Here is a 24,645-nt window from a genome sequence, read left to right on the forward strand (position 1 = left end):
TTATCCGACCCTTTCTTAGACCCTTATATTCTTTTCCTTGAGAATTTCCAATAATTTCTCTCTGAGTTCTGTAACGTACTCCTCGATATCTGCCTCGTTTTCCAGCGTTTTTCTAGACCTGAAAAATGACATATTGTTGATAACTTCCGTAGTTCTCGAAGGGACTGCCGGAGGAACCGGTTTCGTTTCTATTTCTTTTTCCCGGTCCACATGTTTTGTTCCCGGATTATCTGGAGACTCAGTATTAGTTTTATAGGGATTTTCCTGTCCTTCCCGGGAGATCCAGCTCTCTTTCCTCTTTTTCTCTTCCCGGATAGTCTGCCTTTCCAGGTCTATCTGCCTGTAAGCTTCTACCCTCTGGGAATTTATAATCTGAACCTGGCTCTGGACAAGAGCACAGTCCTCAGCGTCTTCTATCGTCCTTTCGATCACATTGAAGAGTCTAAGCACTGTTTCCTTGAAGTCGTCAGAAAAGATTCCGTCTGAAAGTTCCCTCTCAAGCTCTTTCGTAACCGCATCAAGGTTTTCTCTGATCTCTTTTTTCCGGGAAGAAAGGGCCTCCTGAATTGAAGCTTCTATTTTCTTTTCCAGCATGGGAAGCTGGCGGATCTGAGAGTAGGGTTCTTCCAGGTTCAAAATTCTGTTTACTTCCTCAATATCTGCTCTTGTTTCTTCACTGAGGAACTGGATATTTCTGGAGTAATCTCTGTACTTGTGGGCAAGCCTTCTGAATATCTCAACCTGAGAGCCGCTAAAGAAGTTTTTCACAGGCTCTGCATCATAGTGAAGCTCTTCAAACTCGGTTTTTCGGGAAGCAACGGTTCTGAAAAAGGCTGATGGGTCAGAGTTTTCTGTCAGTTCTTTCAGGAATTTCCTATAAGCTTCTATCTGTTTTCTCCCAGGGAAGCTCGCCTCTTCTTCATATCTGCCTTCGATTTTTTGTAGAACTGAAAGTTCATCCGTGAATGTGCCTCTTACTTTCTCGTAGAGTTCGCCTTCTTTTTCCGGTAGGCTCAGTTTCTCAAAAAGGTCGGAAAGGATCTTCTTTACGGCTCTGAGGTCTTCTTCTCCGGTCTTTTCCCTGATTTCCATGACCAGCTTGTCAGCTTCATCTCTTCTTGTCAGGTGCTTTGCCGTAGCATTCGCATCGTTAAACAGGTATTCGGACTGGTAGCGGAGTTTGATTTCTTCTCTAATGTAAAGAACTGCCACAAGCCCTGAAATCGTCATCTCTTTCCAGCCGTAGGGTTTTTTCGTGAAACGTTCCTTTAAATCGCTTAACAGAACCCTGCCGCTTCTCCCGTGCTTCAACCGGATGTAGTCAAGCATTTCCTTTAAAGCAAGCCTGTTTATATCGCTGCCTTCAACTCCGAACTTCTCAAGATCGTCCGAGCGCAGGACTCTGAGCACTTCGCTATCGTTTTCATAGTCCTTTGTAACATATCCGGCTTTGTTATAGACATTCTGTATAAGGAGGTCGAGCCCTTCCTTTATGCGCTCTTTCGGGCTGGATTTCTCAGGGATTACTTCCTTATTGTCAACAAAAACCCTTGAATCCGAAACTCCTTTCTGGATCAGTTCCAGGGCTTTTGCTCTTGCGCTGTTAGCATTCTGCTGCTTTGTGGAAAGAATATTCTGGATTTCCACATTGTTCCTGTTTGAGGAGTTCTGCTTGAGATACTTCTCTATTTTCAGGTAGGACCTGATCTGGTCGATTAATTCGTCTTCCGGAAGAATGAAAAGCAGGGTGTCCGTTGAATCGATATTGCTTAAAGTATCGCCACTCAGGGACTGCTGGTTGCCTTTTTTACTATTATACTGGTCTGAAAGAGGGGTCAGGAATTTGATTGTAAGGTCTGCGCTCGAAACGATCTTCGCCCTGTCATCAATCGCTTTGTTAAACCTGTAGTCCTTATGGGAAGCCGGGCAGATCCCCTGTTTCTGCTCATAAAGCATCGTATGGATTTCTTCAAGGATCTGGTGTTCTTCGATTTCTACCCTTTTAATATCCTTATTGATCTCTTGTTCCTCATTTGTCAGGAAATAGTACTTGTCTTCGGACTTGTTTATCAGGGTCTGGTCTTCGAGTTTTCGCAGGGACTCAACGATTCTCTCTTTCAGTTTGATCTTGTCTTCGTCAACCGAGGAAATGGAAAGCACTATCAGGTTGTCGAGGTTCGGCTCAATTTCCGGAATGCTCCTGATCATAAACAGGATTTCCAGAAGTTCGCAGTCGTTGTCATTAAGAAAATCATTTTTTCGGGCATGGGAAATTGTTCTTGCGATAATCGGGTCAAGGAAGCCTTCAATAGTCTCGTAGAAGGCGTGGAAAGGAATCAGCATCCCTACATTATTCTCGCAGTAGTTCTCGGTCGACTCCTTAAAAGCGCTGAGCATCGACCTTTCTCCTTTTGCCAGGTGCTTGCCCGTAAACCCTGTTTCTCTGATCCTGTCAAAGACCTTCTGCACAAGGTTGAACTGGTAGGGGATAAAAGGATACACGTTTACAAAGTCATCTTCGTTTTTGTATACCTTTATTTCAGCCCGGTTTGAAAAAGCGAGCAGGTTCCTGAGTATTGTCTGCTTTTCAGCATAGTATGAAGACAGAACTTCCCTGTATTCCTCCTTTTTACTCAGGATCCTTTTCTTGATAACCTCGTCCACGTTAGCGCTGGTAAGTCCAAGCCTGGTGTTAAAACGTCCCTGGATCTTGGAAAAATCGTAACCTTTCACATGTTCCTTTGTAACAGTATCGATATCTGCCTGTGAAGTGACCGCAACCCAGGCTTTTCCCCTGAGTTTGGTCCCGAGTTCTTCCACAATGGTCTGGAGGTTGAGCATTAGCTCGCTGTTTTCTCCTATATACTGCCCCACTTCGTCCACCAGGAAAATAACCTGATGGTCTTTCCCCTTTGATTTGCAGTACTTATCGAGTTTCTTTGCAAATTTCTCAACACTAAAAGTATAGCCTGCTCCGTCGTTTTCAAACAGCCTGGTAGCAGCTTCCTTGCTCATGTGGCCGCAGTTTTCAAGGGCCTCTATGATATCGTCCTGCTCAAAACCATAGGTGACTCTTCTTTCTTCCCACGGCTCTCCGTTTACGCGCTCGAATTCGGTTTTAAATGCTTCATAAAGCCCTTTTTCTTCAAGGTCTTCTTCAAGGTCTGCGATCCAGAAAACATCTCCCAGATACCCTCTCATATCATTGAAAGCCCTCATGAAAATGTTTACAATCTGTTCATCGCCCTTGTTTGCAGTGTTTGCTTTGGAATCAATATTAAAAAGAATAACATCTTTAGTGCCTGTAGTAACGGCTTTTTCGATATTGGCAAAAATAGCAGGGTCTGTTATTTTTTCTCTGAAAAACTCGAGTGCTTTCTTTCCATGGACTTCTCTATTCGCCAGTAAATATGAAAGGATTTTGAGGAAATGTGATTTTCCTGAGCCGAAGAACCCTGAGATCCAGACCCCTATTTTGTCTGTGGGTTCATCAATTGCTGCAGCATAATTTCTGAAAAATGTATCAAAATGCTTTCGGGATTCCCCTGTAACCACATACTCATCAAGTTCGGTATAGACGCTCCTTTCGTCTTCCTGATCAACCTTTATTACCCCGTTGATATCCCTTCTGATATCTTTTTCAAATAAATCTTCTATTTTTATTTCTGTGGCTGTCATGTGTAGCACTCTGAATAAATATTAGTTTGAATTGAGTTTTTGTGTGAATCCGTGTGAATTAAATTTAATATTCTGGATGTTATCTTAAAACCTAAAACTCCCCATAGGGTAATCCCGAGCAAATTTCTAAAATTTACATTGCCTCTGGCATTAAGCGGAAAGCTCTGTAGTAGTTCTTGCTTTTGAATTCTCCAAATAAGCTCAGGTCAAGTCCACTGAATTTCCCAGGATAAAACATCACAAGAGGCTTTTTGCCTGTAATGGAATGAAGGTTATTAAGGACGGAATGAGCTCTGACCATAGGCCATGCATTTCCCACTCCTGTCAGGAAAATAATGTTATAGTCTCCTTGAAGTCTCTCGGAGATTTCTTTTTTTGTGGCTTCCTGGTTAAGAATTAGTCTTATTTTCTCCAATAAGGCATCCGAACCTTTTTTCATTTCAAACTGGGTTATTTTTTCATCGCTAAGCTTCTGACTTAGTATTTTGAGACACAGATCGTACAGGTTAATCTCAATTATTTTGACAGAATATTTGGATTCAAAGTTTGTGACCATCTTTTCAATTGTGTCCCTGACTAAAAGTTCTTTTTCAGGCTCATAATCAAATATCCAGTATGGGATCTCGTTTCCCAGCCCCTTACATTCCAGAAAATCCTTTGTTTTTATTTTTTCTTTAAAGAGTTCCAGACGCTCTTCAAGTTTCATAATTTTAGAATACAGCACTATCTATAAATCGGTTATTATTTTCAGCCAGTAAAGCCTATCATTGGTTGCTTTAATCTCAAAGCTTTTTTAAGTCAAACATTTTTTGTCTGTTAGCTAAATCTCTTTGGTCCAAGACTTAGTTGTCATCGCTGGAATCGGGCCAGTTTCTTGGGAAAAATCGTAACAAAGGTTGTATTATGCTCAAAATTCCTAAATACGAGTCAATCAGATCCCAATTGGTTGATTTTCCCTTATAATCTGCCTCTTCAAGTGTCGTAACTCAGAAAAAACCGCAAATAAGATTTAAGATATTGAACAAAAAAGTAAAATAGCAATAATAGAAAAGATTATTATATTTTAATGCGGGAGAAGGGATTCGAACCCCTGAACGTCTGCACGAACAGATCTTGAGTCTGCCACCGTTGACCGCTTGGTTACTCCCGCGCCTTTTGAAATCCAATTAGGTAAAGTTATAACTAGCATATAAAGCTAATCCTGAAATAAAGCTCTTCCTGTTAATATTTGAGTTAGGAGATGAACGCCGGGATTTTTGTCCCTTTTTCCGATTCAGATTTGCAGGCTCATGTAGAGGCTCTTCAGTTTTTCTCACGAGCTGTTTACATGGACCCAGTGGAGGTACTCCGGCTCGCCCTCGATTTTCCAGAATTCAATTGCAGGCAGATCGTACGTATGAAGAGATTTCACAACTTTGATAATTTCGTCAAGGCGGGAGGAGTCAGTTTTAACAAGCAGGGCTATCTCTTTTTGCTCCTCGATATGGTCGTTCCATCGAAAGATTGAAGAAATCGGAAAACTGTTTACGCAGGCTGCAAGCTTTCTTGAAACCAGTTCTCTTGCGATTTCGGATGCGTTTTTTGTATCTCCGGTTGTAATGTAGACGATTCCAAGCATGAAACAGGCACCTCACACAAAGTTATTATAACAACAATATACCACAATAATACATAATATTATAATTCGCATAATTATTATCTATTGCCTTTGATTCTTAAAAATACACATTTAGACCCGCGCCTTTCGGACTAACCGAAATCTTGAATTCCATATAAACTTTTATATAATTATGATGTATTATATAATGCCTTTTTCGAGAAAAAGGTTTTCGAAAAAGAAATAATTCAAAACTGGATCTCATGCTATCTAAAGAAGAACTAAAATGCTTTTATAATAAGATCGACTACGGAATTAACAGCATTAATTAATTGAATGCATACCTGCTTTCATTAATTGAATGCATACCTGCTTTCCCGTATACACTGTTTAAAACAACAACTTGAAGCTTGTAAATGGCGTCCAAAGGTTGCTGGCACCAACTCTTTATGGGAGGCATTTTCTATATACAGTTGTAATTGCTTAACAGTTTAATCGATCAATTGATCAACAGTTATGCCGACGGTAAAAATCCCTATTGCCTATGGTAGAATCCCTACTGCCTATGGTAGAATCCCTACTGTCTATGGTAGAATCCCTACCTTTAAATCCCTACCTTTAATCTCTATATATATCCACATTAATATCTCACATTCAATCTCTCATAATCCAAACCCTATAATTGGTTCAGCTTAATTATTTCGGAGAATTTCCTTGAGTGGCACAAGCATTGTACTGGGTATTTTTTTAATGTACTGGTTCCTTATTTCTGTTCTTGACAGAAAAGGAATTCTGGAAAAGTATGACATAAGCACTTTCGGGCCTCTTCCTATCCTTATGATCAGGACAACAAAGGGGCTTAAGCTACTGGATGTACTTGCTCGCCCGAAACGTTACTGGAGGGTATTTGCAAACATCGGGATCCTGATGATGTTTGTCGGCATGATTGCCATGTTCCTGGTCATTGCTATTTCGGACCTTGCACTCTATACCTCATTTCTAAACGACAACGTGCCAGAGCCCGGAAAGTATAATTCAGCCAGAAATATCTTTTTGATCCCCGGAGTAAACGAGTTTATTCCATTTACCTGGGGTGTGATAGCTCTCATAGTTACGCTTGTAGTGCACGAGTTTTCCCATGCAATCCTCTGCCGGGTTGAAAACATCAGGGTCAAATCCATGGGTATCCTGCTTGCCCTTGTCCCAATAGGAGGTTTTGCGGAACCCGATGATGAGCAGCTCTTCGGCAAAAAAGAAGAAGTAAAAAGAGAGCTGCCTCTAACGGCAACAATTGAGGAAATAGAAGCCTGGGAACAGCAGCAAAAAGAAGAAAAACAGTTAAAAGAAATAATCAATGAATCCCCCGATCTTTCCCCCAAAGAAACAAAACCTGAGCCGGTAGTAACTGCCACAAGGACCCAGAGAGCCCGTATCCTTGCTGCCGGTGTTATGGCCAATTTCTCCGTTGCTTTCATAGCTTTCCTGCTCTTCTTCGGGCCCGTGCTTGGGGCGATTGCTCCGCTCAGTGATGCCATGATCGTAAGCATAAACGAAAGTTCTCCAGCTCAGCTTGCAGGGCTTCAGGAAGATATGATAATTACACAGGTCGATGACACGCCCGTCTCAACAGGCATGGACTTTCTCTCTTATCTCGAGACTGTCGAACCCGGAGACACCCTGCAAGTCCATGCCTCAAAAGACCGAGTCGTTTCAGTTTATGACCTGAAGGTGCCTTCATCATCGGAGAAATGTTACAGTGGAGTGCCTATAGGAGGGGTTGTGGAAGGAAGCCCTGCAGAAGCTGCAGGAATCGAGCCCGGAATGACAATGCTCCGGATTAACAATACAAGAATGCGAAGCATTGCGAGCTTCGTTGATTTTATGGAAGGAACAGAGGCAAACCAGACCATAGAAGTAGAGATGCTCCCCTCTGCAAATTATACGGGAGAACTTACTGAAAACGGCACTGCTGTCTTTGAGGTCAGGCTAATTTCCAATCCGGAGGAGAGTGAAAGCGGTTTTCTTGGAGTGATTTACGGAAGTAACGGAGTGCTTGATTGCCGGATGCTCGGGATTTCTATCTGGATGCCCCAGTCCGGATACTATCTTGAAGCACTGAAGAAGATCCCTTCCATCCTTAACCATGCCGTGGGCTGGATCATCCTGTTCGGGCTTCCTATCTACGGGTTTGCAGGGGAAGGCTTCCGCGGTTTTTCAGGCACAATCGCTCAGTTCTATCAGCCCGTTGGCTGGGCAGAGCCTCTGGGAGTCGGAATTTTCTGGATTGCAAACTCCCTGCTCTGGATTGGCTGGCTGAACTTTTACGTAGGCCTGTTCAACTGCCTGCCTGCCGTCCCTCTCGACGGTGGCCATGTGTTCAGGGACTATACTTACTCCCTTATCTACAGGTTTACCAGGAATGAAGATGTTTCGGAAAGGGTTTCAAACTCCATTGCAGCAAGCTTCTCCATGCTGATCCTGTTCTCGTTCCTCTTCATGATATTCGGGCCTTTCATCGGGCAGTGGATGTGAATAGTCTAACCGGGAACAGTGAAAACGGGACAGGTCAAAATGAACAAAATCCGAATGAAAACGGCAGGAAATTCGGCAGCAGATTAAGTTGAGTAATTCCGAAATCCGAAAATCGGGAATTTAAAGTCTTTTTCCCGTTTTTTCGCTTCTTTTTTTAATTCCGGTGTTTTTTGATCAATCAGTTACTTTTAATTCAGGATATCCAGCGATCGAATCCCTCAGTTTTCCTTTCCTGCGCCGCACTGTGCCTGTGCCGGGCCACCAGCAGGATAAAAAGCGGCCTACAGAGAGACCTGGCGACTAAGAGAAACAAAGCAATTGGAAAAACATTCCAGGGCTGAAAGAATTCATCCCATATCCTGAAAGCCGTTCCTGAAATGTGTAAGTATAAAACACCTCTACCAACCTGTCTGGTAGCTTTCTCAAAAAAAAGAGATGGGTAGGCGGAAAGTAGAGAATGTTTGAAAATGCAGTAAAGAGCAGACGTAAATTACATTTACCTTTCTCTTCTTTTTTTGGCAAGACTGCTCTCCTGCATCTCTTTATTTTGCCATTGTTTTTAGCTAGTCCTCTTGAGCGCAGCTCACTTCTTAACCCATAAATAGTCTGCTTGAGCTCAGCTTATTTCTTAACCCATCAAGTAGTCTGCTTGAGCGTAGCGAAACAGACAGCGCACTGCAGAGTCGCAACTCTGCTGGCACAACTCTGCTGGCACAACTCTGCTGGCACAACTCTGCTGGCACAACTCTGCTGGCACAACTCTGCTGGCACAACTCGGCCAAAACATAAGATATTAATAAAGAGTATAGAGATATTAATAAAGATTACAGGTATTTTGACCTTAGGTATTTTGACCTGGTTCAGCAGAATAAATAAGGCAGGGCGCGAAAAATGTTTTCTTTTGAGAAAAAAAAGCCGAGTCGCAGATCAAAATTTCGAAAAATCATGCGCAAAAGGCCCAATCTGGCATACAAGCTTGCAGCCTTGCTCCTGCTCATTATTTATATTCTACTTTTTAAATATATTATGATTTTTGAACACCAGCCGGAAAATGCAAACGCTGTCACAGCTATTTACTGGGCTACAACTACCATTGCAACGGTAGGGTACGGTGATGTGGTCTTTACATCGTTGCCGGGAAGAGTCTTTTCCATAGCCGTCCAGGTCACGGGAATTATTCTGATTTCAGGTTTTCTTGCAACTTATGTTATCACTCCCTGGATGGACAGAATTATCAAATTCAGGCTGCCCAGGAAAGTCCCTTCCAGTATGAAAGGGCATATCATCATCTGCGGGTACAACCAGCTGGTTGAGACTCTGATTGACGAACTGGCAGAGCAGGAGATAACTTTCATAATAATCGAGGACGAGGAAGACGTAATTAAAGAACTTGTTTACAGGGATATCCCCTGCATTTTCGGGACTCCGAGTGATAAGCAGACCCTGCTGAACGGGAGTATTGAAAAAGCCAGGATCCTTATTGCCAACAAGTCTGATGAGAGAAATGCAAATATCGTGCTGACTGCCCGGGAGTTCCAGCATCTTAATATTGTTGCCATCGTTGAGGATAGGTTAAACTCAAAATACCTGAAATACGCCGGTGCAGACATGGTTGTGTCTCCCAAATCAATGTTCGGGCAGTTTATAGGCAGAAAGGCTATGGATAGGCTTGTAAGCCGGGTGACAGGGACGACTGAGATTTTCAAAGGGGTACACGTCACGGAATTTCCGATTTACATCAAGAGCCCGCTGATAGGCAAAACCCTTAAGGAAGTATCCAGTCAGCGGCTGACTGGCGCAAGAATTGTTGGAATCTGGAAAAGTGGAGCTCTTTCTTTTAATCCTAAAGAAGACGACGTCATCCGGGGCAACTCCGTTCTGCTGGCTGTGGGAACGCCGGAAGAGCTTGCAAAACTGAAGAAACTTACACATTGAATTTTATGACATATTCTTTTATGGCATACTAATCCAAATTTATTCAAAAACTCTAAGGGATTATTCAAAAACTCTCAGGGATTAACGATGGAGTCAAAAGGGCATCTTGTAGTACTCGGGTACGGAGACGTTGGAAAGAGCATTGTGAGCGAACTCTCCGGGGGACCGTTTCGCTTCGTAGTAGTGGACTCTAACGAGAAGGTTTTTGAGAATGTGGAATTCGAACATCTCGTGGGCAACGGGGCGGATGAGGAGGTCATAGTCGCAGCCGGAGTAAAGACCTCATCCTTTGTATTTGTGGCCCTGAATGATGATACCAATGTTATTTTCGCAACCCTTATTTGCAGGGGGCTTAACCCTGAAGCTACCATCGTGGCGAGGGCAAACTCTGTAAAATCCATCGATAAGATTTACAAGGCAGGGGCGGACTATGTCGGGTCTCTTTCCATAGTTGCAGGCCAGATGCTGGCAAAAATGAGTGCAAACTGTATCGGGAAGGTCTGCAGGATCGATGAGGATATAATGCTTTACGAGGGCATAGAAATCGAAAAGCACCACATTGAGAAAGGCTCTTACCTTGACAAAAAATCAATAGAAGAACTGGACCTCGAAAGAAGAATCGGGTGCACTGTAATAGGTATTGAGCGCGGAGGGCTTGTCAGCACGGCTATAAACAAACAGACCGTACTCAGGGCAGGAGACATAGTAGCGGTAGTAGGAAGCAGCAAGCAGATCACGGAGTTTAAGGAGAAATATCTTGATTAATTGCCGGTAAATCAGCACAACTAAAAGGCCTGTTTTTTAACCACCTAAGGCCTGTTTTTTAACCACCTGTAACTCTATTTGCTTTTGTAACCACCTTTTCCTGTAAATTTTTTGAGGCATTTTTTCTGACAACTTAATTTAATTTTTCAGGAATAAATGTATTGGAGAAAATATACTATATTAAAATAGATGCTTACTTTTTATAGTAAGTAAGTGATTTACTTAATCAAATTAATGAGAAATTATTTTCGCATTAAAAACTTATCGCGTTTAAAGATGTGATAGCATGGAGAGTTTGTCTACCGGAGTAGAAGGATTGGATTTACTGACAGAGGGAGGATATCCTAAAGGAAAGTGTATTCTGGTTACCGGACCTCCGGGTTCGGGAAAAACCATCCTTGGGCTTCATTTCCTCCACAGGAGCTGCCAGGAAGGCAAAAAATGCATACTTGTTCTTACCAGAGAACTTACCGCAGATATCCTCACTCAGGCCCGTAGCCTCAAGCTTAACCTGGAGCCTTTCCTTGAAAACGGTCAGCTCCACATAAGGAATATTTTCGAAGATAAAATGAACAAGATCAAAAGCGTCTCAAAATTCGGAAAAGGGCTCTGTGCCGTGGATACGGATATTATCGAATATCTGAGCTCAATGTCATCGGAAGTTGATGTAGTGGTCATTGACAACATCGGAGTAATGGCAATAACTCACGATATAAGGGAGTTTGCCGATGAGTTCAGCTCAATAAGCATTATCCTCCTGAAAAACGGGTGTACAAGCCTTTTCGTCATGGACGAGGACTCTTACGAACTGACTCACAGGCTTACAGGTTATATGGTTTTCGGACTGATTAGACTCACAACACAGGAAAATTACAGTTCAGGAAAGACAAAGCAATATCTTTACATTGAGAAGATGAGAAATACTCCAGTCCCGGTCAAGTATTCCCTCTTTGACATTACCCCCCAGGGGCTCAGAGTCATTTCAGGCATGAAACCCTTCCTCAAATGATCTGGTAAACTCTCTGACTGGCTTTTTGAAATGGAAAAGTGAACCCTGTGGCAGCGGAAATAAGGATATATGGAAGCAGGAGTTTCTTCTTTTTTCTCCATTTTTTTAGACCATGGAATTTGTCAGTGCATTTCTTACAGTTAAGAAAAAATTAATATCTTATCATTATATGATGGTCAGAAATATAGGGACGTCTGGAAATAGAGGTTAAAACCTATAAAAATGGAATTAAGAGGGAATATGAATAGGTGGAAAGGAATTAAATGAAGATATCTATGCTGCTTTTATGATAAATTCACAGCAGTCATTCCTGTTTCCTATGGTTTTCAGAGCTTCGAGACTGTAGCTTGAATCTACTTTCATAGTTATGTTTGAAAAGATCTTTCTGGTAAGCGTGCAGAGAATGGGGTTTTTGCGGGCTACTTCTCCTTTCCAGGGACATTTTGTTCCTTTGACTATCCAGTATTTTTCATTTTCGCCCATAGTCGCGGAAAAGTTTCCTCCCAGCTGGTTCATTATCTCGGCGCAGACGTTTCCTGCATAAGCCAGGTCCATTTCCTGATCATTAAAATCGTACATTTCAAAAAGTGTTTTTTCGACCATGCCTGTCATCTGATTTATTATGACCTTTTTTTCTTCGTTTGAGACAAACTGGAGCAGGATCGGAATTACAGCTGTAAGGATGCTCTGTACCCGGTTCTTTACTTCGAGGCTGTCGCGCTCGGCAACCAGTCTGTCGTGAAGGCACTTGACTCTTAAGAGGGATTTTACTCTGGTCTTGAGTTCGATTCTGTTAATGGGTTTTGTAAGGAAATCATCGGCTCCTACCTCAATCCCCTTTATCCTGTCTTCAAGTTCCGAAAGGGCAGTAAGCATCAGGACCGGAATGAATTGGGTTTCGGGATTTTCTTTGAGAATTTTACAGACCTCATAACCGTTGACTTCAGGCATCATAACATCCAGAAGGACAATATCCGGATTTTCATACCTGACTTTCTGTAGTGCCTCTTTTCCACCGTAGGCAGTGATTACATCATAAGGTTCCACGGCAAGGTAGGCTTCCATGAGTTCTACATTTTCCTTCTTGTCGTCTACGATCAGGACTTTGGGTTTTTTTTTCTCATCCAACAAAGCTTCCTCCCTCTGGTTCATGAATCTTGATTCCTTCGGATGCTATCTCAAAAATAGACATATCCGGAGAAATAGGAGTGCTGCGCATCTTGGGTATGCACAGATACCGCTCCATTTTTCCAAGATATGCGTTCTCTTTTACCAGGAGACGAATAGAGCCGTAGACCGAGTATTCGGCAAGCTGGTGAGTCAGGTTGTATGCTGATTCATCCATAATTAAGAGGGTAGTACATCCTTTCTTTCTCACGAGATAGGCCAGTCCGTCAAACTGGTCTCTTAGCTTTTTTTTAGAAACTCTCAGAGCAAAAGTGCCCAGGTTATCTATTACAAGGCATTCTGTTCCTTCACGTATGAATTCCATAAGGTTAGGAAGTTCAATGTCCAGGCTTTCGGGCTTAAACCCGTACCTTGTCTGCCCTATACTTTCCGAACGGCTCTCAAATATGTTTTCTATGGTGAGCTGTCCGCTTTCATAATACGGTTTAAGGTCATGCCCCAGCATTTGAGCTTGGTAGAGTATATCTTCAGGAGTTTCTTCGGTTGCGATCATCAGGCATTTTCTTCCCTCAACACAGCTCCTGTAAATGAAATGGATTCCAAAGATAGTTTTTCCACTCCCGGCTACCCCTGTTATCAGGGTTGCTTTGTTCACAGGATAACCCCCTATCAATTTTCTGTCAAGCTCTTCTATGCCTGTTGAAATCCTCTCCATTTTTGTATACCTTCATTCTTCTTTGTATTTTACCCTGTTATTCACATTTGTTTATAGCCTGAGATGTAGTGATTTTCTATCTAATTTTATTGATATAGACAATGGCATGTCCTGCCTCTGTATACCAATACTTATATTGATATGATGTCGAAAATTACTTTTACATATTAAAAGAACTTTTGTAATATAAAAGTTATGTATGTGGTATATTTCCTTTTTGTTTCGGGAATATTTCTATAACTTTGGCTTAATTTGAGTCCTAAATTTCTCATTTTTTTCATTCTATCTAATTTTTTTATTTGCACAGTTTAACTTCATAAACATTTTTCCCAAGAATATCCTTCTGGACCTGTTTTTCTTTTCTGTCCTCTTTTCTGTCCTCTTTTCTTAATTCTGAGAGAAACCTTTAATATGGATAGTTACTATCACTACTGCGGCACTGCGGGCTCGTGGGGTAGCCAGGATATCCTAATGGGCTTCGAAGTAAGATTTTTACGAAGATACCCATTGACTCGTGTTCGAATCGCGGCGGGCCCGTTAATCTACTTTTTACCCGATTCCTTTAATTTTGACATGAACTTATTATCATTTCCTGACTAAACTCGCTTTCGAAAAATTGTCTATGTGTTTTACGATCTTCCCGGAATTACCTGTAAAGGTGTTAATCCTTTGATTTTTTTCAAAAAAGAGGCCCCAGGGACTACAAAAAGAGGTCCATTGATGGAAAAGAAACCCGACCTTTCATTGAAAACAAAATGGATTGATGGAAAAAACTCTGATGAGCTGGAAGATGCCTTTTATGTCCGCAGGGAGGTTTTCATAAAAGAACAAAACGTTCCCGAACCAGAGGAACTTGACGAAGCTGATCTTAGCTCCTGGCATGTAGTTGTGTATGCATCTGACAGGCCGGTTGCTACAGGCAGGCTTTGTAATAATGAAAGAACCTGGCTTATCGGAAGGATTTCCGTCCTGAAGGAATTCCGGGGAAAGCAGATTGGCAAACTCGTTGTGGAAAAGCTTCTGGAAAAAGCTGTTGGACTTGGGACAGGGGCCGTCCACATTAACGCACAGACCCATGCTGTAAGCTTTTATGAGAAGTTTGGGTTTATCGCCTATGGGGAAATTTTTCTTGAAGCTAACATAGAACATATATCAATGATAAAAATTTTTGATGCTGAGGCTGCAAGAAGTTTGTTGAGCAAGAAGTTTGTTGAGCAAGAGAATTATTGAAAAAGAAAATTAATAATATTAGAATTAATAATATTATTATCTTAAATCGAAAAGGGCATATTTTCAATAATGTCGATGTCTCCGAGGGCCTCCGGTTTATTTCTGTATTCTTCTGGCAGAAATACAGAATAGTAGACAACGATTTTCATATTATTACCCGATCATTCGCCTGCACCAAAAGCTGCTTTAAGCTTGAGTTCATCTTCTTTTGAGAGGGATGTCCTCACTATTGTTGCGTTGAATTTGTTCAGTTTTTCAAGAGCTTTGTCTTCCGTCCATTTTGAGATCAAAAGAAAAAGGGCAGATCCACCCGGTTTAATGGTTTCACCCACTTCTTTGATGAAGTCATCGTTTATTCCATAATCGTAAAGTTTACTGGAGATTGCACCGGCAACGGCGCCAATTGCCAGCCCGAGCCAGGGCATCCAGAAAAAAAGTCCTATCAGCATACCCCAGAATGCTCCCCCTAATGCACCCGCACCAACGAGGTGTGTTGCTTGTTTAACCTTTACTTTCCCGTCAGGTTTGCGAACAACAGTGGCAGCATCATCAAGAACTATCAACTCTTCCTTTTTGAGCTGGTTTATAGTTTCATCCATTTCAGACGCGCCGGTCTCATTCGGAAATGCAAAAACAATTAACTCACTCATGTTCCAAATCTCCTTTTGTTTACTCGATTTCAGTTCAAAATACGAAATTAACATAATCAAATGTCGAGTTTTATAAAGAGACCCCCATAATTAACGGGTTAAAACGATATTTAAGTTTTCGCAAGTGAGCAAGGTTTTTTTGAGAAGCTTTCTTAAAAATAAAAAAATTCTTACTTCAGTTTCTTTGCTAAGATTAAAATGAAAAACAGGATAAAGCCAGGTTAATATAATTTGATGATGCATTGTTCTATGGGGAGAAGAGAAAACAAAGCAAAAAACAATTCTTAAGAAAAAATGATGTTACAGAAAAGTAAGGTTTTTGGGCAGTAAGGTTATTGGGATGCAGGGTTATGGGGCAGTTTGGTCAATTTCATTAACAGAAGTATTAATTGAAAAACAAGTTCATTCAATTGAACCACAAGTTCATTCAATTAAAAAATGAGTACATTCTGTTTTCTCTTCAGCGTTTTGCTCTTAGTTTGCGCTTAGTTTTGCGCTTAGTTTTGCGCTTAGTTTTGCGCTTAGTTTTGCGCTTAGTTTTGCGCTTAGTTTTGCGCTTAGTTTTGCGCTTAGTTTTGCGCTTAGTTTTGCGCTTAGTTTTGCGCTTATTGTATTTTTGTTGGAACTAAATTGGATGTGAATTCTCGAAATATATGTTCAGATTACACGATAACTTTCAGATTACACGATAACTTTCAGATTACACGATAACTTTCAGATTACACGATAACTTTCAGATTACACGATAACTTTCAGATTACACGATAACTTTCAGATTTAGTGAGTAACATCCATGTAAAAAGAAGTGGTCACTTCCAGAAGTGAAAAGGTGCGATGCAATCATGAGGGGAGCTTTCAAGGAGCATATGGAAAATAAAAATAACTCTTCTAACCTCGGCTCGGTCGTCTCGGTGCGTGGCAGTATCGTTGATATAAGGTTTGAGAAGTATTTGCCTCCCATATATTCATTGCTACGCGCAGGAAAAGATGGAAGAATTGCCATTGAAGTCCTGACCCAGCTTGATTCGCATCACGTTAGGGGGATTGCACTGACTCCTACGGAGGGGCTTTCCAGGGGCACGCTGGTAGAAGATACGGGCGGCCCATTGAAGGCACCTGTAGGCAGCGGAATTCTTTCTCGCATGTTCGATGTGTTTGGAAATCCCATAGACCACAGGGATCCTCCATCAAACGTCCGGTGGCGCACAATCCATCAAGCTCCGCCTCCTCTTATACGTCGGTCAACGCGATCTGAAATCTTCGAGACCGGAATAAAAGCCATAGATGTGCTGGTGCCCCTTGAACGCGGAGGCAAAGCAGGCCTGTTCGGAGGGGCGGGGGTTGGTAAAACGGTGCTCTTAACCGAAATGATTCACAATGTAGTCAGGCAGCAACGGGGAGCGAGTATTTTTTGCGGAATAGGGGAGCGTTGTCGTGAAGGGGAAGAACTTTACCGTGATATGAAAGAAGCAGGTGTGCTTCCGAATACTGTTATGGTGTTCGGTCAGATGAACGAGCCACCTGGTGCTCGTTTTCGGGTGGGACATGTGGCACTTACAATGGCAGAGTATTTCCGGGATGATGAACACCGGGATGTGCTGCTGCTTATCGACAACATTTTTCGGTTCATCCAGGCTGGCTCGGAAGTATCCGGCCTGATGGGGCAGATGCCCTCGCGGCTTGGCTACCAGCCGACAATGGGCACCGAGTTATCGGAGCTCGAAGAGCGCATATCCAACACCGATGCCGGAGCCATCATGTCAATTCAGGCAGTATATGTGCCGGCTGATGATTTCACAGATCCTGCAGCTGTGCATACGTTTTCGCATCTTTCGGCATCAATTGTCCTCTCGCGCAAAAGGGCAAGTGAGGGGCTTTATCCGGCTATTGACCCCCTGCAGTCAAATTCAAAAATGTCCACGCCCGGGATCATTGGCGAAAGGCATTATCGCCTGGCCCAGGAAATCCGGCAGACGCTCGCGCAATATGCGGAACTCAAAGACATCATCTCCATGCTCGGCCTGGAACAGCTCTCGCCGGAGGACAGGAACGTTGTCGATCGCGCTCGCCGCCTGGAGCGTTTCCTCACCCAGCCGTTTTTCACCACTGAGCAGTTCACCGGTTTCAAAGGCAAATTCGTTACTCTCTCAGATGCGCTTGACGGCTGCGAACGTATCCTGCGCGACGAATCCGAAGACTACCCGGAAAGCGATCTCTACATGATCGGGACAATTGACGAAGCAATAGCCAAAAAATCAAGCAGGGACCAGACATGAATTCTCCACTCATGAATCTCAAGATTCTTCTGCCGTTCCAGGTCTTTGCCGAAAAGAAAGGGGTATCCCGTATAGTTGCAGAGACTCGTGAAGGTTCTTTCGGACTCCTGCCACACCGGCTTGATTGTGTTGCGGCTCTGGAACCCGGGATTTTAATCTACGAAACCGAGGCAGAAGGAGAAGTTTATGTGGCTGTTGATGAAGGCATACTGGTCAAGGCAGGTAAGGAAGTACTGGTCTCGGTGCGCAGCGCCATTGTCGGGACTGACCTCAGCCAGTTAAGGGAGGCAGTGGAAAGAGAGTTTTTGACCCTGGACGAAAGCGAGAAAAAAATGCGTTCAGTGATGACAAAATTAGAAATCGGGCTTATGCGCCGCTTAGCGGAGTTTCGGAATGACTGACAGATCGAAAGAGAAACCCTCAAAGGCTGAGCCCCCCCTGGCCCGCCATGTCGGGACAAAAGCTAAACGCAAACTCAAAGCGCAGCGTGAAGTGAATCGGACTGTCTGGCTCGGTCTGGGTATGATGGGGCTTATCGGCTGGTCCGTGGCAATTCCCACACTGCTTGGGGCGGTCCTTGGGCTCTGGCTGGACAAAAACTATCCAGAGAGCTTTTCCTGGACGCTTACACTGCTTATTATAGGCCTGCTTGCAGGCTGCTTGAATGCATGGCATTGGATAGCCAGGGAGCATAAGGAAATCCGGGAAGAAGAGGAGGATAACAATGAGTGAAGTTTTCAATCTGATTCTCGCACTGGGAGCTGGCTTTTTGCTCGGGGCTTTTTTCTTCGGCGGTCTCTGGTGGACTGTTCGGAGGGGCCTTTCATCCGGACAACCTGTACTCTGGTTCTTCGGTAGTCTACTGCTGCGGACGGGCATTACTGTTGCTGGGTTTTACTTTGCTTCGGGCGGACATTGGGATAGACTGCTCATGTGCTTACTCGGATTTTTCATTATGCGCCATATAGTGACCAGGCTCACCAGAATTCCGGAGGAAGAGTCGAACCAATTGACAAAGGAGGCCGGGAATGCGACTTAGTCCTGATGAGCTGATTTTCTGGCAGTACGGCTTCATCAAACTCAACGCTACGATTGTGTATACATGGGTACTGATGCTGATAATGGTAATCGGTTCAAAAATTATTACAGACAAACTTTCCCCTGATCTGAAACGTTCCCGCTGGCAGGATCTGCTGGAAATCATTGTCACGGGTATTTTAAAACAAATAGAAGATGTGGGGCTGGAGCGGCCGCAGAAGTATCTGGGCTTTCTGGGCACGCTCTTTCTGTTTATTGCCGTTGCAAATCTCTGCATCATTATTCCGGGCTATGAACCCCCAACAGGCTCTCTCTCTACCACGGCTGCGCTCGCACTATGCGTATTTGTGGCCGTACCAATTTTCGGTATAGAAGAGCAGGGGCTTGGGAGCTATCTCAGGTCGTACACGGAACCGACTATCCTCATGCTGCCATTTAATATCATCAGCGAACTTTCCCGCACGCTGGCTCTGGCAATCCGTCTGTTCGGGAACGTTATGAGCGGGTCTATGCTTGTCGCCATCCTGCTGACAATAGCCCCGTTCATTTTTCCGATAATAATGACCGCTCTTGGCTTGCTCATCGGCATGGTCCAGGCCTACATTTTCAGTGTCCTGGCTACGGTTTACATTACTGCCGCTACGCGAACAAGCAAGTCCAGACGGGAAACCGGAGAGCAAGAATTGAAACAATAACTCTTGACGACAGGAGGAGACACCATGACTCTTGATACTTATACGACTGTAATCGCGGTGGCATCAATTGCCACCTCCGGCTTAACGATAGGCATTGGAGTTCTCGGGCCTGCAATTGGGGAAGGGCGGGCTGTTGCAACGGCGCTAAGTTCCCTGGCACAGCAACCCGATGCTTCCGCAACCATTACCAGGACCCTTTTCGTGGGCCTGGCTATGATAGAGTCCCTGTCTATCTATTGTTTTGTGGTCTCGATGATTCTGATCTTCGCCAATCCATTCTGGAATACAGCAATTGCCTGAGCTGCAGAGGAACACCGTCCATGCTGATCGATTGGTTCACTGTTATTGCTCAGGTGCTTAACTTCCTCATACTGGTGTGGTTGCTGAAGCGCTTCCTTTACAGGCCTATTCTCAACGCTATCGATGCGCGTGAGAAGAGGGTCGCAGCTGAACTTGCAGATGCCGATGCGAAAGAGGCAGAGGCGCAAAAAGAAAAAGAAGAGTTCAGGCGTAAGAACGAAGAGTTCGACCGGCAGCGTGCTGCACTCCTGAACAGGGCAAAGGATGAAGCGAAAGCCGAAAGTCAGCGGCTTTTCGAAAAAGTCCGGAAAGAAGCCTCCGATTTGAGGGCAAAGCAGCAGGAGACATTGAGAAATGACAAACGGAACTTAAATCGAGCAATCAGCCGGCGGGCTCAGCAGGAAGTCTTTGCTATTGCTCGAAAAGCACTGCAGGACCTGGCTGGAAGGGAGCTGGAAGAACGCACAGTTGACACGTTTGCCAAAAAGTTGCGCGAACTTGGAGGTAAAGAGAAAGAGCAGCTGGTCTCTGTGCTTGCCACGGCTTCAAGCCCGGTGCTTGTTCGCACTGCATTCGATCTTCCGCAGGCGCAGCGTGACCTGGTAAAAAAGACGATTAAAGAAACTCTTGGCATCGAGGTTCAAGCCCGTTTCGAGACCGTACCGGATCTTGTCAGTGGTATTGAGTTAACCGCAAACGGGCAAAAAGTGGCCTGGAGCATCGCAGGTTATCTCTCATCGCTGGAAGAAGGCATAGATGAGCTCCTGCAAGAGCAACCCCGGAGTGAGGCCCGGACCGAACCTGTGCTTAAACAGGGTGAAACTGAGTCGAAAACCGAACCCAAGGCCAGAGCCAGGTCTGAGTCAACATCTGATATATCTGAGCCTGAACAGAAATCTGAGCCTGAACAGAAATCTGAACCTGAACAGGAATCTGGGACAGGACCGGAATCTGAGACTAAAATAGTAAATCCCGAACCGGAGTCCGAATAACGAGTCGATTAACATGGAACCTGAAAGTCTAAAGGATGTTTTTAACAACGCTTTTAATGAAATAAACCAGGTGCGTAAATCATCCGCTCCGACTCTCACTCCACGGGAAGTGGGCACTATCCTGACAGTCTCCACAGACATCGCCAATGTCTCCGGCCTCCCCGGTGTGGGTTACGAGGAGCTTGTCAAGTTCCCGGGCGACGTGTTCGGGATTGCGTTTAATGTGGACGAAAAAGAAATCGGGGTCATTCTACTGGGTGAATACTCACATCTGCATGCGGGAGATGAAGTCGAACGCACCGGCCGGGTTATGGATGTGGCCGTAGGTGAAGGCCTGCTCGGGCGCGTTATCGACCCTCTCGGTCGGCCACTCGATGGTAAAGGATCTGTAGTCTCCAGCAATCGCTTGCCTATCGAACGCCCCAGCGCGCACATTATGGATCGTGCTCCAGTCAAAGTGCCTCTCCAGACCGGCATCAAAGTTATCGATGCATTGATACCGGTCGGACGCGGCCAGCGAGAGTTGATCCTGGGCGACCGCCAGACTGGCAAGACCGCAATTGCAATCGATACCATCCTTAACCAGCGCGATTACAATGTCCTGTGCGTTTATTGCGCCATAGGTCAGCGCGCATCAGCAGTTGCCAGGGCAGTAGCAACCCTGCGAGAAAAGGGTGCAATGGATTATACCGTTGTCGTCGTGACCGAAGGCAACGATCCGTCCGGTCTGACCTATATCGCTCCTTACGCTGCGACCAGCATTGCGGAGTATTTTATGGAAGCGGGCCGGGATGTGCTGATCGTTTACGACGATTTAACCAATCATGCACGCGCTTATCGCGAACTCTCCCTCCTCCTTCGACGTCCTCCGGGGCGCGAAGCATATCCGGGCGATATCTTTTATATCCACTCACGGTTACTGGAACGTGCAACCCATCTGCTCGACGAACTCGGGGGTGGTTCACTTACCGCACTTCCTATTATCGAAACCGAAGCCCAGAATATTGCCGCCTATATTCCAACTAACCTTATTTCTATCACTGACGGGCAGATCTATCTTTCACCCTCGCTTTTCGAACTAGGGGTGCTGCCTGCAGTTGATGTCGGCAAATCCGTTTCTCGTGTAGGCGGCAAAGCACAACTTGCTGTTTACCGCGGGGTGGCCGGTTCCCTGAAACTTGCCTATTCACAGTTTGAAGAACTCGAAGCGTTTACCCGGTTTGGCGCCAGGCTTGATGAAAACACCCGCAAGATTATCGAGCATGGGCGAAGAATCCGTGCCCTTCTCAAGCAGCCGGAATTCTCTCCTGTACCCGTGCCCGAACAAATCGTCATCCTGCTTGCGCTGGATGCAAGACTCTTTGACAGCGTGCCGCTTGACCGGATAATAGACGCTGAACATTCCCTGCGTGAGGCTGTCGTGGATATCCCGGCGGAAGTACGCGAGCGATTCAATGCCGATGCAGAATTGAGCAACAAGGACCGTGAAATAATTTTTGAGATTGCACGCAAAGCAGTAGAACGCTTCCAGCCTGAGTCCAAACCTGTTACTAAGCCGGAAGTCAAAACCGAAGCCAAATCCAGGCAGGAAAATATGGAAAACTTATGAGCGAAACCACGGAAAGTCTGCGCAAAAAGATCGATAGAGCAAACGAGCTTCAATCCGTCGTCCGTACGATGAAAGCCCTGGCGGCCTCAAGTATAGGGCAATACGAGAAATCGGTGAGTTCGCTGTCTGATTACTATCGCACAGTGGAACTGGGATTGGAGGTGTGCTTTCGGGAAATTGCACTTTCCGTTCCCGCAGGGCGTCCAGAGCCGAAGAATTCCGGTAGTGTTGCTGCGGTCGTGTTCGGTTCGGATCAGGGACTTGTGGGCCAGTTCAATGACATTATAGCCGATTATGCGGTCAAGAAACTGGCGGATTTGCCGGGCAAGCCCCGGGTCTGGGCTGTCGGGGAACGTGTTTATTCGCGGTTGACAGATGCGGGTTTGCCCCTGATCGGACTCTTTACAGTCCCGAATTCCGTCAAAGGTATTACTCCGCTCATAGGACAGATTCTTGTGGAAAACGAAAAATTCCGCAACAAGGATGAAAACGCTGAACTTCACCTGTTTTACAACCGCCACAAAACCCGAGCTACCTATGAGCCTGTTAGTCAGCGCCTGCTGCCCCTGGACGAGACCTGGCGGCGCGATCTGGTTAAAAGTCCCTGGCCAACAAAGAACCTGCCTGAGATAATGGGAGATCGCACGGAGACTTTGAGGGCACTCATCCGGGAATATCTTTTCGTTTCTCTTTTCCGGGCATGTGCCGAGTCTCTTACGAGTGAAAATGCAAGCCGTCTGGCTGCGATGCAGCGCGCTGAAAAAAATATCGATGAATTACTGGAAGATTTCAGAGGGTCATTTTACCGCCTGCGCCAGAGTGGAATTGACGAAGAACTGTTTGAAGTCATCGCCGGCTTTGAAGCGCTGTCCCGATCTCATAGTTCCGACTGAAGGGAAACTTTCAGGTATCACAACCTTATCTATACATGATCTGTGCAGAAAGTGAGAAATAGCAGATTTTACTCTTCGGATAATTATTTATTTTCCGAAATAAACTTTATATTATGAGCTGGTATGGGATAGATGCGGTGGATAAGGCTGTTTCAAGAACAAGAACAGCCCTTTTCGAGCCTTTCGATTTCTGGAAATGGGTAAAGCTTGCAATCATCATCTTTTTTGTTGGCGGGATGGGATACAATTACGGAGGTTCGGGCACCAACTATCAGCTGAGCTCCGAAGATGTCAGAAACGATATCTTGAACATTGATCCGGGAAGGATCGTTGACTTTCCTTCCGGCATATCCTGGCTTGGCCTTAATTATACTGAGTCAACCTCTTTCCTGGGAATTATAGCTGCAATAATAGCTTTTTTTCTTCTTTTAGCTCTGATTTTTTCCTATATTTCCAGTGTCATGGAGTTTGTTTTTGTGGAATCACTGGTAAAGAACGAGGTATTTTTCTGGGCTTATTCAAAAAAATTCATGGGTAAGGGTTTCAATCTTTTACTCGTACGTTTAGCCCTTGCGCTGATTTTCTTTGTACTCTTTGCACTGGCTTTCCTGCCTTTTATTTCGATAATCCTCAAGGAGTCCTCTGACTTTTCTTTTCCTCTTTTGATAGGTGGACTATTCTGGTTTTTTGTTGTAGTTATTCTGCTTGCCCTGCTCGGAGCAGTCGTAAATTCCTTCATAAGTCTTGCAATTCCCCTCGCCATTTACAGGGAAACCGGTATTCTTTCGGCTTTGAAGATGGTCTACAAGAATTTCAGAAAAAGCTGGCAGCAAGTCCTGGTTTACTGGTTTATCAGAATCCTTCTAGGAATCGGGGTAACCATCCTGGCAGTAATCATTTTCGGACTGCTGGTACTGGGACTGATTATTCTTTTCCTTATTATCGACGGAATTCTGTATTTCCTCCTCTCGACTTTCATATCAGAGCCCCTTAACTGGATACTCCTTATCCCCCTCGCCATTGTAGAACTGCTGCTGATCTTCGTAACTCTGATGTTGCTGAGCGTACCACTTGTAGTTTTCCTGAAGTACCATTTGCTTAGCTTCCTTGAAGCCTGGTTTGCCGACGCAAATATTCCTTTCTTCGACAAAGTTACCGGAGAACCGGAAACAGGAATCGGGCCGGGACCGGATGAATCGATATCATCTGAACCAAAGTCAGATGAACTGGAATCCGGTGGATTTGAATCCGGTAAATCGGAGCAAGATGAATCTAAGTCAGGTGAATTGGAACCTGAAATATCTGAAACCGGTTAATCAAAGCCTGTGATTTTCAGGTAATAATATAGCTTCCTGATCTAACTGTGATCTGGTAGAAACCTGACGGATTTCTCTGTATCCGCAGCGTAAAAATCCGGGAGTTGATAAACATGATTACGACTCGCCAAATCCTTGTATCATGTTCATCAAGCATATTAGCTACTTTTAGGTATAAGGAAAATATAAAAATGAACACTGTTAAATGCTAAAGTCAATTATACTCAATGATAGATAAGCACACATATTCCACAATGAATTTTACAGAAATTATTCAAGGGAGCCTG

The 24,645-nt window shown here is 44.4% G+C and carries 21 protein-coding genes and 2 tRNA genes; 16 read left to right on the forward strand and 7 right to left on the reverse strand.

Features of this window, described 5'->3' with window-relative positions:
• Nucleotides 1-15: 15 nt before the first annotated feature.
• The 4 genes from brxC to cutA form a co-directional block, all read right to left on the reverse strand.
• On the reverse strand, nucleotides 16-3,678 hold the full coding sequence (gene brxC, locus MSSIT_RS07430; protein ID WP_048171288.1) for a BREX system P-loop protein BrxC: 3,663 nt from the start codon (nucleotides 3,676-3,678) through the stop codon (nucleotides 16-18).
• Nucleotides 3,679-3,811: 133 nt separating this feature from the next.
• A complete protein-coding gene (locus tag MSSIT_RS07435) occupies nucleotides 3,812-4,384 on the reverse strand; it encodes a DUF1788 domain-containing protein (RefSeq protein ID WP_048171289.1) in 573 nt (190 codons plus the stop codon).
• A 361-nt stretch (nucleotides 4,385-4,745) separates the two neighbouring features.
• Nucleotides 4,746-4,828, reverse strand: a tRNA-Leu gene (locus MSSIT_RS07440).
• Between the two features lie 162 nt (nucleotides 4,829-4,990).
• Complete coding sequence (cutA, locus tag MSSIT_RS07445; RefSeq protein WP_048171291.1) at nucleotides 4,991-5,296, reverse strand: divalent-cation tolerance protein CutA; 306 nt, start codon at nucleotides 5,294-5,296, stop codon at nucleotides 4,991-4,993.
• A gap of 693 nt (nucleotides 5,297-5,989) precedes the next feature.
• Here cutA and MSSIT_RS07450 point away from each other — a divergent pair.
• The 4 genes from MSSIT_RS07450 (at nucleotide 5,990) to MSSIT_RS07465 (ending at nucleotide 11,516) form a co-directional block, all read left to right on the forward strand.
• Complete coding sequence (locus MSSIT_RS07450; protein ID WP_048171293.1) at nucleotides 5,990-7,807, forward strand: site-2 protease family protein; 1,818 nt, start codon at nucleotides 5,990-5,992, stop codon at nucleotides 7,805-7,807.
• Between the two features lie 945 nt (nucleotides 7,808-8,752).
• Nucleotides 8,753-9,742, forward strand: coding sequence for a potassium channel family protein (locus MSSIT_RS07455; RefSeq protein WP_231590467.1), 990 nt, complete (start codon nucleotides 8,753-8,755; stop codon nucleotides 9,740-9,742).
• 87 nt (nucleotides 9,743-9,829) lie between these two features.
• The gene (locus MSSIT_RS07460) at nucleotides 9,830-10,507 is read left to right on the forward strand and encodes a potassium channel family protein (RefSeq protein ID WP_048171298.1); all 678 of its coding nucleotides are present in this window, start codon (nucleotides 9,830-9,832) and stop codon (nucleotides 10,505-10,507) included.
• A 286-nt stretch (nucleotides 10,508-10,793) separates the two neighbouring features.
• The gene (locus MSSIT_RS07465; protein WP_048171300.1) at nucleotides 10,794-11,516 is read left to right on the forward strand and encodes an RAD55 family ATPase; all 723 of its coding nucleotides are present in this window, start codon (nucleotides 10,794-10,796) and stop codon (nucleotides 11,514-11,516) included.
• Between the two features lie 273 nt (nucleotides 11,517-11,789).
• Here the strand turns inward: MSSIT_RS07465 and MSSIT_RS07470 are convergent, their stop codons facing one another.
• Together MSSIT_RS07470 and MSSIT_RS07475 are read right to left on the reverse strand one after the other, a co-directional pair.
• On the reverse strand, nucleotides 11,790-12,644 hold the full coding sequence (locus MSSIT_RS07470) for a response regulator (protein ID WP_390175971.1): 855 nt from the start codon (nucleotides 12,642-12,644) through the stop codon (nucleotides 11,790-11,792).
• Nucleotides 12,637-13,359 carry an ATPase domain-containing protein gene (locus MSSIT_RS07475; RefSeq protein ID WP_048171304.1) on the reverse strand — a complete coding sequence of 241 codons (723 nt, stop codon included), beginning with the start codon at nucleotides 13,357-13,359 and terminating at the stop codon, nucleotides 12,637-12,639. The genes MSSIT_RS07470 and MSSIT_RS07475 overlap by 8 nt, the downstream gene beginning before the upstream one ends.
• A 443-nt stretch (nucleotides 13,360-13,802) precedes the next feature.
• Between MSSIT_RS07475 and MSSIT_RS07480 the strand changes: the two genes are divergently transcribed.
• Nucleotides 13,803-13,896: transfer RNA gene (locus MSSIT_RS07480), tRNA-Arg, on the forward strand.
• 183 nt (nucleotides 13,897-14,079) lie between these two features.
• Nucleotides 14,080-14,589 carry a GNAT family N-acetyltransferase gene (locus MSSIT_RS07485; RefSeq protein WP_048171306.1) on the forward strand — a complete coding sequence of 170 codons (510 nt, stop codon included), beginning with the start codon at nucleotides 14,080-14,082 and terminating at the stop codon, nucleotides 14,587-14,589.
• Between the two features lie 161 nt (nucleotides 14,590-14,750).
• Here the strand turns inward: MSSIT_RS07485 and MSSIT_RS07490 are convergent, their stop codons facing one another.
• Nucleotides 14,751-15,239, reverse strand: coding sequence for a DUF1269 domain-containing protein (locus MSSIT_RS07490; RefSeq protein WP_048171307.1), 489 nt, complete (start codon nucleotides 15,237-15,239; stop codon nucleotides 14,751-14,753).
• An 821-nt stretch (nucleotides 15,240-16,060) separates the two neighbouring features.
• Here MSSIT_RS07490 and atpD point away from each other — a divergent pair.
• The 10 genes from atpD (at nucleotide 16,061) to MSSIT_RS07540 (ending at nucleotide 24,358) form a co-directional block, all read left to right on the forward strand.
• Entirely contained in the window at nucleotides 16,061-17,515 is a 1,455-nt protein-coding gene (atpD, locus tag MSSIT_RS07495; RefSeq protein WP_269430813.1) for a F0F1 ATP synthase subunit beta, read from the forward strand.
• A complete protein-coding gene (locus MSSIT_RS07500; RefSeq protein WP_048171309.1) occupies nucleotides 17,512-17,916 on the forward strand; it encodes a F0F1 ATP synthase subunit epsilon in 405 nt (134 codons plus the stop codon). Before atpD ends, MSSIT_RS07500 begins: the two co-directional genes overlap by 4 nt.
• Nucleotides 17,909-18,247, forward strand: coding sequence for an AtpZ/AtpI family protein (locus MSSIT_RS07505; RefSeq protein ID WP_048171311.1), 339 nt, complete (start codon nucleotides 17,909-17,911; stop codon nucleotides 18,245-18,247). Before MSSIT_RS07500 ends, MSSIT_RS07505 begins: the two co-directional genes overlap by 8 nt.
• Nucleotides 18,240-18,554, forward strand: a complete 315-nt coding sequence (locus MSSIT_RS07510; protein ID WP_048171314.1) for an N-ATPase subunit AtpR — start codon at nucleotides 18,240-18,242, stop codon at nucleotides 18,552-18,554. The genes MSSIT_RS07505 and MSSIT_RS07510 overlap by 8 nt, the downstream gene beginning before the upstream one ends.
• Nucleotides 18,544-19,248, forward strand: coding sequence for a F0F1 ATP synthase subunit A (locus MSSIT_RS07515; protein ID WP_048171316.1), 705 nt, complete (start codon nucleotides 18,544-18,546; stop codon nucleotides 19,246-19,248). The genes MSSIT_RS07510 and MSSIT_RS07515 overlap by 11 nt, the downstream gene beginning before the upstream one ends.
• Nucleotides 19,249-19,272: 24 nt before the next feature.
• On the forward strand, nucleotides 19,273-19,548 hold the full coding sequence (locus tag MSSIT_RS07520; protein ID WP_048171318.1) for a F0F1 ATP synthase subunit C: 276 nt from the start codon (nucleotides 19,273-19,275) through the stop codon (nucleotides 19,546-19,548).
• A 20-nt stretch (nucleotides 19,549-19,568) separates the two neighbouring features.
• Nucleotides 19,569-20,540 (forward strand): F0F1 ATP synthase subunit B family protein, encoded by a 972-nt coding sequence (locus tag MSSIT_RS07525; RefSeq protein ID WP_048171320.1) that lies wholly within the window; start codon nucleotides 19,569-19,571, stop codon nucleotides 20,538-20,540.
• A 13-nt stretch (nucleotides 20,541-20,553) separates the two neighbouring features.
• A complete protein-coding gene (locus MSSIT_RS07530) occupies nucleotides 20,554-22,149 on the forward strand; it encodes an alternate F1F0 ATPase, F1 subunit alpha (RefSeq protein WP_048171322.1) in 1,596 nt (531 codons plus the stop codon).
• On the forward strand, nucleotides 22,146-23,042 hold the full coding sequence (locus tag MSSIT_RS07535) for a F0F1 ATP synthase subunit gamma (protein ID WP_048171323.1): 897 nt from the start codon (nucleotides 22,146-22,148) through the stop codon (nucleotides 23,040-23,042). The genes MSSIT_RS07530 and MSSIT_RS07535 overlap by 4 nt, the downstream gene beginning before the upstream one ends.
• 113 nt (nucleotides 23,043-23,155) lie before the next feature.
• Complete coding sequence (locus tag MSSIT_RS07540) at nucleotides 23,156-24,358, forward strand: DUF7544 domain-containing protein (RefSeq protein WP_048171325.1); 1,203 nt, start codon at nucleotides 23,156-23,158, stop codon at nucleotides 24,356-24,358.
• Nucleotides 24,359-24,645: the final 287 nt, after the last annotated feature.

Source organism: Methanosarcina siciliae T4/M (assembly GCF_000970085.1).
GTDB lineage: Archaea > Halobacteriota > Methanosarcinia > Methanosarcinales > Methanosarcinaceae > Methanosarcina > Methanosarcina siciliae.

What these genes read in the sequence shown, in the direction of transcription:
- brxC (WP_048171288.1), bottom strand. Translation starts at nt 3,678, where the DNA reads ATGACAGCCACAGAAATAAAAATAGAAGATTTATTTGAAAAAGATATC.
- MSSIT_RS07435 (WP_048171289.1), bottom strand. Translation starts at nt 4,384, where the DNA reads ATGAAACTTGAAGAGCGTCTGGAACTCTTTAAAGAAAAAATAAAAACA.
- cutA (WP_048171291.1), bottom strand. Translation starts at nt 5,296, where the DNA reads ATGCTTGGAATCGTCTACATTACAACCGGAGATACAAAAAACGCATCC.
- MSSIT_RS07455 (WP_231590467.1), top strand. Translation starts at nt 8,753, where the DNA reads ATGCGCAAAAGGCCCAATCTGGCATACAAGCTTGCAGCCTTGCTCCTG.
- MSSIT_RS07460 (WP_048171298.1), top strand. Translation starts at nt 9,830, where the DNA reads ATGGAGTCAAAAGGGCATCTTGTAGTACTCGGGTACGGAGACGTTGGA.
- MSSIT_RS07465 (WP_048171300.1), top strand. Translation starts at nt 10,794, where the DNA reads ATGGAGAGTTTGTCTACCGGAGTAGAAGGATTGGATTTACTGACAGAG.
- MSSIT_RS07475 (WP_048171304.1), bottom strand. Translation starts at nt 13,359, where the DNA reads ATGGAGAGGATTTCAACAGGCATAGAAGAGCTTGACAGAAAATTGATA.
- MSSIT_RS07485 (WP_048171306.1), top strand. Translation starts at nt 14,080, where the DNA reads ATGGAAAAGAAACCCGACCTTTCATTGAAAACAAAATGGATTGATGGA.
- MSSIT_RS07490 (WP_048171307.1), bottom strand. Translation starts at nt 15,239, where the DNA reads ATGAGTGAGTTAATTGTTTTTGCATTTCCGAATGAGACCGGCGCGTCT.
- MSSIT_RS07500 (WP_048171309.1), top strand. Translation starts at nt 17,512, where the DNA reads ATGAATTCTCCACTCATGAATCTCAAGATTCTTCTGCCGTTCCAGGTC.
- MSSIT_RS07505 (WP_048171311.1), top strand. Translation starts at nt 17,909, where the DNA reads ATGACTGACAGATCGAAAGAGAAACCCTCAAAGGCTGAGCCCCCCCTG.
- MSSIT_RS07510 (WP_048171314.1), top strand. Translation starts at nt 18,240, where the DNA reads ATGAGTGAAGTTTTCAATCTGATTCTCGCACTGGGAGCTGGCTTTTTG.
- MSSIT_RS07515 (WP_048171316.1), top strand. Translation starts at nt 18,544, where the DNA reads ATGCGACTTAGTCCTGATGAGCTGATTTTCTGGCAGTACGGCTTCATC.
- MSSIT_RS07520 (WP_048171318.1), top strand. Translation starts at nt 19,273, where the DNA reads ATGACTCTTGATACTTATACGACTGTAATCGCGGTGGCATCAATTGCC.
- MSSIT_RS07525 (WP_048171320.1), top strand. Translation starts at nt 19,569, where the DNA reads ATGCTGATCGATTGGTTCACTGTTATTGCTCAGGTGCTTAACTTCCTC.
- MSSIT_RS07530 (WP_048171322.1), top strand. Translation starts at nt 20,554, where the DNA reads ATGGAACCTGAAAGTCTAAAGGATGTTTTTAACAACGCTTTTAATGAA.
- MSSIT_RS07535 (WP_048171323.1), top strand. Translation starts at nt 22,146, where the DNA reads ATGAGCGAAACCACGGAAAGTCTGCGCAAAAAGATCGATAGAGCAAAC.
- MSSIT_RS07540 (WP_048171325.1), top strand. Translation starts at nt 23,156, where the DNA reads ATGAGCTGGTATGGGATAGATGCGGTGGATAAGGCTGTTTCAAGAACA.